The sequence below is a fragment of the Pseudomonas lopnurensis genome, from assembly GCF_015070855.1.
GTDB classification, from domain to species: Bacteria; Pseudomonadota; Gammaproteobacteria; order Pseudomonadales; family Pseudomonadaceae; genus Stutzerimonas; species Stutzerimonas lopnurensis.
In genome coordinates, this window is record NZ_JADDIX010000095.1 from 1 (window position 1) to 14,033 (window position 14,033).

Sequence of the window (14,033 nt, forward strand, 5' to 3'; positions counted from 1 at the left end):
CGTCTGCGCTTCGTCGAGCAGGAAAGCGGTTGGCAGGCCGAGTTCGGGGTGGTCGCCGCGCAGGAGCTGTTGCGGCAGCAGTCATTCGCGGACGAGGGAGAGTGGGCGGCCCAGGCCGAGGCCTTGCAACGCAGCCTCGATCTTGCCCAAGGGCCAGTGTTGCGTGCCCTGCTGGGGACTCAGCCGGATGGCTCGCAACGTCTGCTTCTGGTGGTCCATCATCTGGTGGTGGACGGGGTGTCCTGGCGGATGCTGCTGGAGGATTTGCAGCACGCCTATCGTGCCGCGCTTGCCCGCCAGCTCATCGCCTTGCCGGCTAAAACCAGCGCGTTCAAAACCTGGGGCGAATGTTTGCAGCGCTACGCCGAGGGCGTCGCATTGCGCCAGGAGTTGGGCTACTGGGTCGCCCAGCCCGAGGGGCTGGCCGTCGATTTGCCCTGCAGGAACCCTCAGGGTAACCAGCAGCTCGCGAGCGCGATGCGTGCGAGCTGCCGGCTGGATGCCATGTACACCCGGCAGTTGCTGCAGGAGGCGCCGGCCGCCTATCGCACGCAGGTCAACGACCTGTTGCTGACGGTGCTGGCTCGGGTGATCGGCCGTTGGCTCGCGCAGTCCGAGGTGCTTGTGCAGCTCGAAGGCCATGGGCGCGAAGACATGTTCGCCGACCTGGATGTGAGTCGTACGCTGGGCTGGTTTACCAGTGTCTACCCTGTCCGGCTGAGCCCACAGAAGAGCGTCGGCGCCTCGATCAAGACGATTAAAGAACAGCTGCGTGGTGTGCCGAACAAGGGGCTGGGCTACGGCGTGCTGCGCTACCTGGGTGATCCGTCGACCCGCGCCTTGTTGCAGGCGCTGCCGCAGCCACGGATCTCCTTCAACTACCTGGGACAATTCGACGGCAGCTTCGCGGCGGATGAGAGCCTGTTCGGACCGTTGGCTGGCGAACGTGGACGGGAGCAGAGCCCGCAAGCGCCCCTGGGGAACTGGCTGACGCTCAATGGCAGCGTTTACGGGGGGCAACTCAGTCTGGACTGGGTCTTCAGCCAAGAGGTTTTCGATGCCGAGGAGGTGCAGGCGCTGGCAGATGACTATGCCGCCGAGCTGCGCCTGCTGATCGAGCATTGCGTGGCGCAGGAGAACCAGGGCTTCACGCCGTCCGACTTCCCGCTGGTGTCAGTGAGCCAGGCGCAGTTGGACAGCTTGCCGCTGTCGCCCCGGCAGGTCAGCGATCTTTATCCGTTGACGCCATTGCAACAGGGCATCCTGTTCCATGCCGTGCATGACGGAGGCAGTGGGGACTACGTGAACCAGGCCCGCTTCGAGTTGATCGGGCTGGATGTCGAGCGTTTCCGCCAGGCCTGGCAGGGCGCTGTGGCTGACTACGAAATCCTGCGCAGTGTGTTTCTCCTGCAGCCCGGCATGCGCGAGCCGTTGCAGGCGGTGATGAAGCAGGTGTCGTTGCCGTTCCTGCAGCTCGACTGGAGCGACCGCGCCGACGCAGGCGTCGCCCTAGATGAGCTGGCCATGCAGGAACGGGCGCAGTGCTTCCGGCTCGGCGGCGCCGCGCCGCTGATTCGCTTTGCGGTCGTGCGTGTCGCGTTGGACCGTCACCAGGTGATCTACACCAGCCACCACATTCTCGTCGACGGTTGGAGCGGCGCGCGTCTGCTGGGCGAGGTGATGTCGAGATACGTGGGTATCGACGTGAGCATCGAAAATGGGCGCTACGGGGACTTCGTCGCCTGGCTGCAACGCCAGGACCGGCCGGCTGCAGAGCAGTTTTGGGGGGCGCAGGTCAAGCGCCTGGACGGGCCGACATTGCTGACCCGGCAACTGGCGAGGGTGACCGACGTGGCCCCCACGGCGCCGAGTCGCAACCACCTGATGAGCCTGGATGCGGAGGCCGTATCACGCCTCAAGGCCTTTGCCGGTCGCCACAAAGTGACGGTCAACACCCTGGTGCAGGGCGCTTGGGCGCTGCTGGCAGGGTTCCATGCCCAGCGTGCGACGGTAGCGTTCGGTGCGACCGCCTCCGAGCGCCCCGCGGAAATCCCCGCCGTGGAGCAGCGGGTGGGACTGTTCATCAACACCCTACCGTTGGTGGTCGAGCTGGATCCGGAGTCAGCCATCGGGGCTTGGCTGGCAGGGCTGCAGGCGCACAACCTGGAGGCTCGTCGCTACGCCTACCTCGGCCTGGCGGACGTGCAGCATCTCGCCGGCCGGCGCGAGCTGTTCGATAGCGTCGTCATCTTCGAGAACTACCCGTCTGCCGACGTCCTGCATGAAAAAGCCAGCGGTCTGACGCTCACCCAGTACGCCTACCACGAACAGACGAACTATCCGCTGACCCTCTACGTGACCCTGAAGGACAGGCTGAGCCTGGACTTCAGCTACAAGCCCTGGTTGTGCGAAGCGGCGGTGACGTTGCTGGCGACCCAGCTGGCGAGGTTGCTCGAACAGATGACGGCGCTGGACGGACAGTCGCCGTTGGCGGCGTTGCAGTCCGTGCTGCTGCAGTGGGAACCGACCAAATGGGTTTTCCTCGAGGACGGCATGGAGCAGGGGACCAGGGCGCGTCATGCGCCGGCGGACTACGCCGCGGCTGAAACCCCCTTGCAGGAACGACTGGTCGCCATCTGGCAAAGCGTCCTAGGCGTCGAGCGGGTCGGCATCGATGATGACTTCTTCGAGCTGGGGGGCACGTCTATCACCGCCATGGTCATCCTCGCCTGGGTGAATGATGGGGCACAGGAAGCGAGTCGGGTGACTCCACAGGCACTGTTCGAGAACACCACCATTCGTTCCATGGCCGCCACCATGGGCTAGTGCCGTCGCGCCGATCCCGGCGTATCGCGACCGGACGTTCACTGCCATCTCGGCGTGGCTGTATCAGGACTGGCGCGGTTGGGGCCTCCGTAGTGACTGGCGCAGCGCGTGCAGTTCCGGAGGCCTTCTTTATTCCAGCGGATCATTCATATCCCGCTACCCAGGAATCTTTTTATCCGAGGCTGGCGGGTACGCTTCATCTTTCCATGAGCGGGCCGGTGCCTCGGAGAGAATTCCGGTCGCACGGATTGCGTTCGTTCGACGTGCCCTCCAGACCGCCAGGTGTTTTGGTGGGCGTTCGGTAAGGAACCCCAGGCGAGAAGCGTGAGCCTCGATGGGTGTTGGCCAGGGGGATGTCATGAAACGCAAAATGGCCGCCGCGAGGAGTCGTGGCGGCCATCGGTTTGTGGCAAATGCACGAGGTACCTGTCGTAGGTGCGAGCGTCGGATGTCCGACGTCTTCGCGTCAGGTCCTCGACGCCACTAGAAGTCCCAACGAATAGATCCGGTTATGTTGCGGGGCTCGCCCCACAGGTACAGGCCATAGTTGTTGTTGATTGTCACGTATTTTTTGTCGAGCAGGTTGTTGACGTTGACTGACGCAGTCACGTTGCTCGTGACTTTGTAGCGAGCCATCAGGTTCAGCAGCCAGTAGGAGTCCTGGGTGAAATCGTCGGTCCCGACGGTCGGACGGGTCATCTCGTCCCAGGTCTTGCCCTGCCAACGGGCGCCGGCGCCGACGGTCAGCCGGTTGTACTTGCCCGGAAGGGTGTAGCTGGTATTGATGTTGAATTGGTCTTCCGGCGAGATGGTGTTGACCTTTTCTCCATCGCGCTTAGCCACCTTGTGCGTGTAGCCGCCCATCAGGTTCCAGCCGGGAGCGATTTCGCCGGAGAGCTCGAGTTCATAGCCCTTGGCGATGACGCCCTGTTCGGCGCGATAGGCGTTGGTTCCATCCGGGGCACGGTTGCCGGTTGCCACCGCATAATTGTCCTGCTTGATCTCGAAGTAGGCGATGTTGCTGTTCAGGCGTCCATTGAAGAACTCGCCCTTGATGCCTACTTCGTAGCTGTCGCCTTCCAGCGGATCGAGGACGTTGCCCTGCTCGGTCTTGAGGGTCTGCGGGCTGAAGATGCTGGTGTAGCTGGCATAGGCGGAGAAGTTCTCGGTCAGGTCGTAGACCAGACCGGCATAGGGTGTGAATACGCCGTTCTTGGAGACCGTTTCGGCGCGGTAGTCGGAAACTCGGCCGCCCAGAATCAGCTTCAGGTTGTCGGTAAGGCTGAATCGACCGGTCGTGTAGAAGCCTTTCTCGCGGGTGATTTCGTCGTATGCACGGCTGAACACCCAGTCCGGTTCCGCGATGTCTCCATCCCACTCGTAGTAGTTGTCGACCGAGGTGCTGTAGGTCGAGGGGCGCGTGTAGTTTGTAGCATCCCAGTGCTTCCTGGAAATGGTACCGCCCACCACCAGTTCGTGCTCCATGCCGAACAGCTCGAACGGGCCGGTCAGATACAGATCGGCGCTGTTGGTTTTGGTTTCACCGACGTATTTGCCTGTCCACAGGCTGACGCCCGTACCGGTATCCGGGTTAGGGTTTCCCGAAGATGCAGTAGCCAGCTTGGCATCGTAGCCGTTGATCTGGTGATTCAGGTGGACCTTGCCGAGCCAGTTGTTGGCGAAGGTGTGTTCGAGGGTGGCGAACACCGAGCGAGTGTATTGCTCCCAGCTGCTCCAGTCGGCGCCGGCGTTGAAGGAACGGGACTGCTTGTTTATGTTCCCGTTGCTGTCGTAAATCATCGGTGCGCCCCACGTGGAGGCAGTGGGTTCATTGTCCTGGTAGTCGCCGCCCAGGGTCAGGAGCGTATCCGGGGTCAGGTCGAATTCGAGCACGCCGTAGTAGACGGTTTTCTTTTTCTCATAATTGTCCAGGTACGAGTTGCCGTCCTCGTAGGCGGCAACGGCGCGGCCGCGGATGTTGCCGCTGCCGGTCAGCGGGCCTCCGATGTCGAGTTCGGTGCGGTAGTTGTCCCAGGAACCTGCGCTGACCGTGGCATGGCCGCGAAACTCGTCGGTGGGCTTCTTGCGAATCAGGTTGAAGCTCGCCCCCGGGGTGCCGGTACCGGTCAGCAGGCCGGTCGAGCCCTTGAGGATCTCCACGCGGTCGTAGATCGCCATGTCGGTCAGGGTATGGCCGGCGGAGTATGTCGCTACGCGCGTCGAGGGAATGCCATCGTACTGGAAGTTGTTCACTGCGAAGCCGCGAACGTTGTACGAGGTGCGGTCACTGTCGACGCCGGTGACCGAGACCCCCGGCGTTGCGTTCATGACTTCGTCGATGGAGTCCATGTTGAAGTCATCCATGATCTGTCGGGTGACCACGGTGATCGACTGGGGCGTTTCCCGAGGCGTCAGCACCAGGCGTGTCGCGGTCGCCAGCGTGCCCGGCGTATAGGACTTGGAGTCTTCGGTGATGGTCCCGGAGGAGTTGCTCAAGATCACCATGTTGCTCAGTTCCACGGCGGAGCTGTCAGCCGTTTTCTTTTTGAAGACGATGGCGTTGCCGTCGATGCGGTAATCGATGTTGGTGCCTTTGAGCAGGTCACCCACGGCCTGTGCCAGCGGCAGACTTCCATCGATCGCACTGCTGCGATTGCCTTCCATGTCTTCCTGGTTGTAGAGCACCTGGTAATTGGCCTGGCGCCCCAGTTCCTGCAGGGCGCTGGCGAGCGGCTGCGCCGGGATATGGAATTGCACTTCCTGCGCCTGTGCCTGCACGGCAGTCAAGGCGAGGGCGATGCCGACAGCGGTGTTCAGAGGCGACTTGCGGAAGATATGGCGGAGCATCAGAGCCCGGGCGAGGGGCGTCAGGTCGTGAAGTGTTGGCATGTTTTCTTCTCGTGCGGGAGTTTAGAACATGATCTCATTGAGAACGCTTATCATGTCGACTTGTAAGACGTTCCAATCCGCGAAAACCGGAAGGACATCAAAAAGGTGCTGGCCCGCTGTAGGCCAAGGGGAGGAGAAGGCCGCCTGCGAAGGCTGGCGGCCTTTACCGATGCTCAGCCGTGCTCATGCGCCGGCGGCGACTTCGGCATGCACTCGGGTGAGAGAGGCGGGGGTAGCGTTTTCTTCCAGGGCCCGGTAGAGCGATTTACCGATTTCTTCCGAACGAACGGGCAGCACTGACAGCAGGGTATCGCTCAGGCCGTGAGTGTTCTCGCAGAAGCCCTGCAGGTAGATGGTGGCCTTGAGTTCGGGGGAGGTTAGAACCCGGTAGTCGCGACCGACCGTATAGTCCTGCAGGTAGCCCTTCAGCGGTGCCAGGAGGTTGCGGTGGGTGTTGCGTTCATAGCCGGTGGCGAGGATCACGGCATCGTAGCGGTGGGTGTTTTCCTGGCCGGAAGACAGGTCTCGAAGCGTCAGTACCAACCCTTCCGGAGTGGAGGTAACGGCCTGCACCTGTTGCCTGCAAAGCAGGGAATGGCGGAACCGGTTCGATACTTTCTGCCGGTAGAGCACGCCGTAGATGCGCTCGATAAGGCTAGGGTCGACCACCGAGTAATTGGTGTTGCGGTATTCCCCGAGCAGTTGTTTCTGGCCTTCGGGCGAGAGGCTGAACATGAGGTCGGTGGCAGCGGGCGCGAAGACTTCGTTGACGAACGGAGTGTCGTCGGCGGGCTTCATCGCCGAGGCCCGCGTGATCATGTCGACCCTTACCGAGGGGAAGTTTTCATGCAGGTCCATGAATGCTTCCGCAGCGCTCTGCCCCGAGCCGATGATGGCAATGCGCATGGGGGCGCCCTGGCTGCAGGGAAGTTGCCTGATGCCGAACAAGTAGCGTGAATGATGGAAGACCCGCTGGTCGTCCTTGAATCCTGCGAACAGGCCGGGAATCTTGGCCGTGCCGCCAGTGCTTACCACTACCGAGCGAGCTCGGTAGAGTTGCTCCTGTCCCTCGCTGTCGCGGGACAGGACTTGAAGGTGATCGACGACGCCTTCGTTGACGCCGGGTTCGATGTGCACCACTTCCTGTCCATAGCGCGCGCGATCCGCGAACTGCTCGGCTACCCAGCCCAGGTAGTCGTTGAACTCCATACGGCAGGGATAGAAGGTGGACAGGTTGATGAAGTCGATCAGGCGCCCATGTTGGTGCAGGTAGTTGATGAAGCTGTAGGGGCTGGTGGGGTTGCGCAGGGAAACCAGATCCTTGAGGAAGGAAATCTGCATCTCGCTTCCATCGGCCAAGGTATCGCCATGCCAGCGGTAGTGCTGCTGCTTGTCCAGGAACAATGCGTCCAGCGATTTTCCGCTGGCCTGTGAGAGCTCTTCGAGGGCGATGGCCAATGCCATGTTCGAAGGGCCGAAGCCCACGCCGATGACGTCATGGATGGGAGTTGCAGTCGGGGTCATGTCAACACTTCCTCTGGAGTCGGAGAGGGCGGAAAGGCCCGCCGTGTTGGCGTACCTCGCTCTCTGCTATGAATGGCGGTGGATTGGAGCTGGGCCCGCGCTTCGTTGTGGTTACGCGAGCCCTTGGTGACAAGACGAAGTGGGGGAGGAAGGATTTAAATAGACCGGGCTTGTTACAGGCGCCTGGCATCCCGGTATGGGATCGACAGTTACGGACGGTACGAGAGCGGCCTGACAGCAGCTCTCGACGCCGACGAAGCCTTCATGCTTCTTCTACGAGCGCCTTGGCGTGTGCCCTCTCCTGAGCCATCACCATCAGTCCCTGATACAACGCGGGGAACAGGCTGTTGTTGAAGTTGTTCCAGCGCAGCTCCAGGATCGTGTCTTCCGGAGCGATTGGCGTTTCCAGCACGTCGGCGATCACTTCGCCGGAGTCGATCCCGTTGTCCACGTAGTGGAACGACGCCCCTGTGAACAGAAGCGGGGTGACTGGCTCGGTCTGCATGGTTTGCCAGTCGATGACCTTCTGCCCGCGCGCACCGTAGAGGGCGTCGAGCGTGGCACAGGCGCCACGCCGCTCGTAGGGGGATTCGAGGCGGGTGATGCCGGGGTGGATGTTCACGATCTTGCGATGGAAGCGGCTGCCCGGGCGCACCAGTTCATCCAGGATGACCAGCAGGCCGTCCAGCACCACGACTTCGGCCTTCAGTTCCAGAAGCTTGTCCAAGAGCTGCCTTTCGAAAAGGCCCTTGCCGTGGGGACGTTCCGGAGCATGAAGAGGGAAGCTGCGGTATTTCGACGGAATGGCGATCAGAAGGTCGTTCAGTGGCCGTCCCTGCACGTTCAATGCGGGAGGGTAGAACCACTTCCTGCCGGGTTGATACGAAAAGCCATAGTCCCTGATCTTTTCCCGGTCTCGGGCCGACTCGCTGTCGTCGTCGTAGATCACGCCTTCCAGCGAATAGAGGTCCCCCAATGGGGGCTCATTCAGCGCTTCGGCGAGGTATTCCAGCGGCGACTTCATGTAGCGGGTTCCGCCTTTGTAGTCGACGTATTGACCAGCCTGATCGGCCGCGGCGTTTCTCAAGGACCAGATGTAGACGAGTTTAGTTTTCGTCATTTTCGGGCTTTCCATATTGTTTTTGTTTCTTGATGGATTGGCGCTGCCCCTTGGTCGTAAGGTGATATTCAGATAACTGAGGGTTAATGAATGGCATGAAATACTCTGATTTATGTTCGTTAGAGGGGTCTTTCTTCGAAGAAGAAATCTCGCTCCAGAAGTAATAATGCTGCTTTCTTGTGGGGAAGCTGGATGTTTTTGAGATGTCCATATCCCTGCGATTTCAGAAAGTCGATTTGTCGCGTGTGATCGATTCTTGGCTCACCCATGATGCGCTGGGTTCTTGGGTCGTCCAGAAACATGTAGTGCATAAGTGAGTTGAACCAAGCGCGCAGTTTTCCTGCACTTTGGTGCTTGCTTTCGCCGATGACCACGTGCCAACCGCGGTCATGGTCATGGACGTCATAGTAGGGGGCGATACGGTCTTCCTTGCACCAGTACACCTCGAAATAAGCGAAGGGCTCTTCATCGAAGCAGCCAATCAGCGGGTGTACTCGTGGATCTTCGAACAATCCTGTCAGGTAGGCGGCGTGCTCTTCTAGAGTGCCGGTCTGTTCCCAGAAGTAGGCGACCTGCTCCAGGTTCATCCACTTGTTGAAAGCCTGTAGGTCACGGTCCAGGTCGATCGTGCGCAGACTGAAGGTGGTATTGAGTCCAGGTAGGTGGCGGCGGTATACCTCGCCAGATGGGATGGGCGGCCGCCGTGGATGGCGTTTTTCACCGCTGAAGCGCCAATCCGGTGCGGTATGGCCGCTAAAAGGCGCTGTGAGCCAGGGCAAAGGGTTCTGCCAGAAGGTTTGGCGTTTGCACCGCAGTTCGAAGGTGCCAGGCTGAGGTTCGCTGAAGCCATCGATGATGCCCAGCCGAGTCGCGTGGATAACGAAGGTGCGGTTGGTGGCGACTTCCAGTGTCAGATGTGCGCACCTCTTGCGACGGCTGAAGCGGCTGCCCAGCAGTGCCAGCAGCGCCTGAGGCGGGAAGTCCCCAGGCAGGAATTCGAGCAGGATACGTTCGGTTTGCTCCTGGTAGTTCACCGGTGCCAGACCGGTGACTTGCAACTGGCCTCGGCCCTCACTCACTTCATGAATGGTGGCGTGGGAGCTTTCGTTCATGGGCATGTCGAACAATGCATCATTCATGGCGATCTCGCTCTGACTGGTTGATCCGAGGGGCGATGTTCACAACTCCCGCGCCACCCTGAAGCCTAGGAAATCCCCGCGCGTAGTCTTCGGGCGGTCGTTGCGGTTGCCCGAACGGGAAAAGATCGGGGATTCACCCCAGTCGTTGCCGCGCATATGGGCCCGTTCGCAGTTCTGGTCGTCTATCCAGGCACTGCCGTCGGTGGGGGCACCGACGTAGTTGGGATGCCAGCAGTCGGCGACCCATTCGTAGACGTTGCCGTGCATGTCGTAGACGCCGAAGGCGTTGGGCGGGTAGCTGCCGACCGGGGAGCTGTAGCTGTAGCCGTCCTTGGGGCCGTAGGTGTTGGCGTGCTTGTTGATCTGGTATTCGCCTTCCTCGTCGAAGGGGAACGGGAAAGGGCCTGTGGAGCCTGCGCGGGCGGCGTATTCGCGTTCCGCTTCGCTGATCATGCGGTAGGGCCTGCCGGTCTTTTTCGATAGCCATTCGGCATAGGCTCGGACTTCGAACCAGTCGATGCAGACCGCCGGTTGGTGGGGCCCTTGCGCATAGCTTGGTTTGCTCGCCTCGCACCAGCGCCCGGGGCGGTCGTCGCCGCTCTTGATGACCACGCCGGTCTGCTCGATATAGGCGTCCAGTTCTTCCGCCGTGACGGGATAGCGGCTGATCGCGAAGGGCCTGGCGAAGGTCACTTCGCGCAAGGGCCCTTCGTCCGGCTGCCTGCCGAGTTCGCCTTCGGGCGTGCCCATGATGAAACTGCCGGCGGGCAGCACCACCATTTCCGGACACTCTGGGCAGTCCTTGAAGACGGTGCCGGGGGCAGGGAGCTCCGCCGCCAGGGCTGAGGAAATGGTTAGCGCGACGAGAAAAATGCCTTGGATAACAACTTTGATGGTATGCATTTATATATGTCTCTGGTGAATGGCTAGAAGTACTGGAGCCAGGCCCAGTCCTTTCTTCTTTTTTTCAGATTCGAAAACCACTGGGTCGGCCAATACAGGCAAAGTGCGAGCGCCAACGCCAGTAGCCATATGCCAAGCATTTGATGGATATGAAACGCCTGCTCTGCGGAGGACATTCCGCTGGCACGGAAGAGGAAATGCACCACCTGGATCAGATAGAGATGAGTCAGGTAGAAGAACATCGGCGCGGATCCTATGGCGCGAAGCGGTTTGAGCAGGGCGGACTGGCTGGTTCTTTCGAAAAGGGAAAAAAGCAGGCAGGTACAGCCGGCGGTGAGCAGCAGATAGAGAAGCGATGGGGGATATTTGGTGACATTGACGAAGCTTCGAATGGTTGCGCCAATGTCACTGGTGACCAGGTAGGGCTGGTCGCCATAACCGTTCATCAGCCGGATCAAGGCGAATGCGGCTAATAGCATGACCCCCGATCCGAAGAATATTCGGCTTCTTTGTTGTGCTGCCGGCACTCTTTCGAAGAATTGTCCTGACCAATAACCGATCGCCATGACGCCTATCCAGGGAAGTACCGGATAGGCGATGCGCATATAGAAACTCTCGCCGAAATCGATGAAGGCCTGTTCATGCAGGATGGCCCAGAACAGGAAGAAGGGAGAGTTCTCGGAGATGCTGAAGCCGTCGAGCAGGTTGTGTCCCACGGCGATGATCGCGCCCACCGCGAGGATGGCGAATCGCGGAAGCCAGATCAGGGCGGACAGGAAGAGCATGCATAACCCGGTCGCCCAGATGACCTGCAAGTGCAGGCCACGAGGTGGGAAATTCAGGCTCCAACCGAAACTGACCAGCGTGAACTCGAAAAGAATCAGGATCAGGCCCCTTTTGAGGAGAAAAAGGCTGATTTCGGATTCGGTGAGTTTTTGCCGGGTCGCCATGAGCGAAACCGAAACGCCCGCCAGGAAAATGAAGACGAAGGTGCAGATATGGCCCGTGAGCCGGGTCAGGAACAGGGCGGTTGGAACTTCCTCGATATTCATCGGGTCCGCAACGTCTATCGGCACGAAGAAATTGACCCGGGCATGTCCGACCAGCATGAGAAACATGGCCAGGCCACGCAGGGCATCGATGGACGTTATGCGAGGACGTTTGTCGATCGTTGGCTCATGCGTTTTCATTGAATTCGTGTGAGGCCCTGTTGGTTGGATGGGTTGGAGTCGGCTTGTACGGCTTGCTCCTGCACTTGCTCCCACGCCCTCAGGAAGTTGCCGCCCCACAGCTTGGCAATGTCCTCGTCGGAATAGCCGCGCTGGATCAGTTCTGCGGTGACGTTGCGGGCGTCGCCGACGTTTTCCCAGCCGTCCAGCCCGCCGCCGTCGTTGAAGTCCGAACTGATGCCGACGTGGTCGATGCCGATCTTCTTCACCGCGTAGTCGATGGCGTCGCCGAACTCCTGCAGGCTCGCGCGTGGGTCGGTTTCGAGGATGGCGTAGAGGCGGCCGGCGTATTCGCCGAACTTCTTCTCCGGCCAGATCGAGAACACCGGGTCGGCCGGCATGCTGGCCTGGGACAGGTTCTCGAGCTCGCGCAGGCCGAACTCGGCGCGCATGGCGTTGACCTTGGCCAGGGTTTCCTTGGAGAAGGGGCGCAGCATCGACGAGAAGCCGACGACATGCACCACGCCGCCGGTATCGCGGATAAGGCGCAGTTCACGGTCGTTGAGATTGCGCGGCAGATCCACCAGGCCGCGTATGCCCGAGTGCGAGGCGATGAGCGGAGCGCGGGTGAGTTCGGCGGTCTGCTCCAGGGCGCTGCTGGACATCTGCGAGACGTCGATGACGACGCCCAGATCGTTCAGGCGCCTCACCGCCTGCCGGCCCAGATCGGAAAGGCCGCCGTGCTCGTCCGGCGAGTCGCCGAAGAACGGCATCGGCCGTGACGAATCGGACCAGGCGTTGTTGGCCACGTAGTTGAAGCCGAAGACGCGCATGCCGCGGGCCGCCCAGTCGTCCAGCCGGGAGACGTCATCGCCCAGCGGATAGGCGTTGAGCATGCTGATGACGATGGCGAACTTGCCTTCATGGGCCAGCCGGCGGAAATCCGCGGGGCTGTAGGCGATGCCGGCGCGCTCGGGGTAGTCGCGGGCGATACCGGTGATGATCCGGTAGCGGGTTTCCTGCTCGTGCCGTGCGGCCTCCACGAAGCCTGGGGTCGGCCGATGCGGCCCGTTGGCGCCGTTCCAGAATTCCGGCCAGGCGAATATGGTCAGGGCGCCACCACTCAGCCGTCCGCGAGCCGCCTTGACCAGGTCGAACTGGCCGGGGCCGTCGCGGTCGGCCTCGCGTCCCTGGCCGCCGTATGCCAGGGGGATGTCGATATGCGCATCGAACGACAGGATGCGCTCCTGCAGGTTGTTGGCGCGGCGCATGACGTCGAGCGGGTAGGGTTGGGTGCGCTGGAAAACCAGCCACCAGACCAGCAGGGCGACCGCCGCAGCGGCAGTCAACGACAGGATGATCAGTAATAGCCATTTCCAGGCGACGCGACGAGTGTTCATGGGGCTCCCAGGAATGATGATGTTGGCTGGCCGAGTGCCGGCCGATTCCTTGGAAAAACGAGCGGGGCGGGATGGAATTTAAGATTCTTCGCGGGGCTGCGGGGGAAGGACGTGTCGATAGTCAGGGAGATTGGTGGCCGCCAAGCGAGCGTACCCTGTGGGCGATACATCTCGCGGAGATTGCAGAGTGGTAGGACGGGTTACAAACCGCCGGCTCGGAGTTGGTTTCGGCATTGTCCGCGAGGGTTTCAGCCGCCTACAGCTTGAAGCTCGAAAAGCATCGCCCCGGGGGCGGGCAATCCACAGGGATGTGGTGAATGCCGCAAGCCCGTCGGGAACGGGCGCGACCTCCCACAAAGAGCAGCGAGTACCCAGCGGAACCTGTAGGAAGCGTGCCTTCGCGGCAATGCAGGTGCCGGGCCTACCGGAAGCCCAAGAGCATTCCGATCACCTACGCTCCGCGTGGGAACGCGTCCTCGACTGCTCCGCTCCACCTGAGGCTCCACGTCACGCTACGTGGCGACGCGGAGCGTCACAGGCCAGGCCCCACGCAGAGCGTGGGAGCCATCAATATTGCGGTCTCGTGCGTCGAGCTGTCGTCCAGAGCTACGCGCAAATCCAACTCGGCAGGGGGCTACGGTCGATCTGCTGCAGGACGGCCAGGAACTCCCTGGCCCAGTGCCGCTGGGTGATGCGACGATGCCCTGGCCCGTCAGGCCAAATCCGTATTGGTGGCGCAGTTCGCAAACACAATGCGATGTGAAAAGTAAGATGCTAAACGCAATCCGCCGACAAGGACGTCGCCATGGCCAGGCACAATCGCCACGATCACAGCTACAAACTGCTATTCAGCCACCCGGAGATGGTTGCCGACTTGCTGCGTGGATACGTCCAGCAGTCCTGGGTCGAGCATTTGGACTTCGCCAGCCTGGAGAGGGCTGATGGCCACTATGTGACGGAAGATCTGCGTGGCCGTGAGGACGACCTGGTCTGGCGTGTCAAATGGGCTGACAGTGATCGCTGGCTTTACATCTACCTTCTGCTGGAGTTCCAGTCCACCCCG

At 61.0% G+C, this 14,033-nt stretch carries 9 protein-coding genes and 1 pseudogene; 2 read left to right on the forward strand and 8 right to left on the reverse strand.

The window, feature by feature from the left end:
* Positions 1 to 2,826, forward strand: a 2,826-nt coding sequence (locus IN820_RS19955) for a condensation domain-containing protein (RefSeq protein WP_235989209.1), incomplete at its 5' end; no start/stop codon positions are given.
* 483 nt (positions 2,827 to 3,309) lie between these two features.
* Here IN820_RS19955 and IN820_RS19960 read toward each other — a convergent pair.
* The 8 genes and pseudogenes from IN820_RS19960 to IN820_RS19995 all read right to left on the reverse strand — a co-directional run.
* Complete coding sequence (locus IN820_RS19960) at positions 3,310 to 5,715, reverse strand: TonB-dependent siderophore receptor (protein ID WP_193682639.1); 2,406 nt, start codon at positions 5,713 to 5,715, stop codon at positions 3,310 to 3,312.
* A 183-nt stretch (positions 5,716 to 5,898) separates the two neighbouring features.
* Entirely contained in the window at positions 5,899 to 7,239 is a 1,341-nt protein-coding gene (locus tag IN820_RS19965) for a lysine N(6)-hydroxylase/L-ornithine N(5)-oxygenase family protein (protein ID WP_193682640.1), read from the reverse strand.
* A gap of 262 nt (positions 7,240 to 7,501) precedes the next feature.
* Positions 7,502 to 8,359 carry a formyltransferase family protein gene (locus tag IN820_RS19970; RefSeq protein WP_193682641.1) on the reverse strand — a complete coding sequence of 286 codons (858 nt, stop codon included), beginning with the start codon at positions 8,357 to 8,359 and terminating at the stop codon, positions 7,502 to 7,504.
* A gap of 119 nt (positions 8,360 to 8,478) precedes the next feature.
* Positions 8,479 to 9,498, reverse strand: coding sequence for a GNAT family N-acetyltransferase (locus IN820_RS19975; RefSeq protein ID WP_193682642.1), 1,020 nt, complete (start codon positions 9,496 to 9,498; stop codon positions 8,479 to 8,481).
* 39 nt (positions 9,499 to 9,537) lie between these two features.
* Complete coding sequence (pvdO, locus tag IN820_RS19980; protein WP_193682643.1) at positions 9,538 to 10,401, reverse strand: dihydropyoverdine dehydrogenase; 864 nt, start codon at positions 10,399 to 10,401, stop codon at positions 9,538 to 9,540.
* Positions 10,402 to 10,424: 23 nt separating this feature from the next.
* The gene (locus IN820_RS19985; RefSeq protein WP_193682644.1) at positions 10,425 to 11,591 is read right to left on the reverse strand and encodes a DUF1624 domain-containing protein; all 1,167 of its coding nucleotides are present in this window, start codon (positions 11,589 to 11,591) and stop codon (positions 10,425 to 10,427) included.
* The gene (locus tag IN820_RS19990) at positions 11,588 to 12,970 is read right to left on the reverse strand and encodes a dipeptidase (RefSeq protein ID WP_193682645.1); all 1,383 of its coding nucleotides are present in this window, start codon (positions 12,968 to 12,970) and stop codon (positions 11,588 to 11,590) included. The genes IN820_RS19985 and IN820_RS19990 overlap by 4 nt, the downstream gene beginning before the upstream one ends.
* A gap of 568 nt (positions 12,971 to 13,538) precedes the next feature.
* A pseudogene (locus IN820_RS19995) lies at positions 13,539 to 13,666 on the reverse strand (IS630 family transposase); the annotation flags it as partial.
* 109 nt (positions 13,667 to 13,775) lie between these two features.
* Here IN820_RS19995 and IN820_RS20000 point away from each other — a divergent pair.
* Positions 13,776 to 14,033: Rpn family recombination-promoting nuclease/putative transposase (locus tag IN820_RS20000; RefSeq protein WP_193682646.1), on the forward strand; the 258-nt coding region annotated here is incomplete at its 3' end.

What these genes read in the sequence shown, in the direction of transcription:
- IN820_RS19960 (WP_193682639.1), bottom strand. Translation starts at nt 5,715, where the DNA reads ATGCCAACACTTCACGACCTGACGCCCCTCGCCCGGGCTCTGATGCTC.
- IN820_RS19965 (WP_193682640.1), bottom strand. Translation starts at nt 7,239, where the DNA reads ATGACCCCGACTGCAACTCCCATCCATGACGTCATCGGCGTGGGCTTC.
- IN820_RS19970 (WP_193682641.1), bottom strand. Translation starts at nt 8,359, where the DNA reads ATGACGAAAACTAAACTCGTCTACATCTGGTCCTTGAGAAACGCCGCG.
- IN820_RS19975 (WP_193682642.1), bottom strand. Translation starts at nt 9,498, where the DNA reads ATGAATGATGCATTGTTCGACATGCCCATGAACGAAAGCTCCCACGCC.
- pvdO (WP_193682643.1), bottom strand. Translation starts at nt 10,401, where the DNA reads ATGCATACCATCAAAGTTGTTATCCAAGGCATTTTTCTCGTCGCGCTA.
- IN820_RS19985 (WP_193682644.1), bottom strand. Translation starts at nt 11,591, where the DNA reads ATGAAAACGCATGAGCCAACGATCGACAAACGTCCTCGCATAACGTCC.
- IN820_RS19990 (WP_193682645.1), bottom strand. Translation starts at nt 12,970, where the DNA reads ATGAACACTCGTCGCGTCGCCTGGAAATGGCTATTACTGATCATCCTG.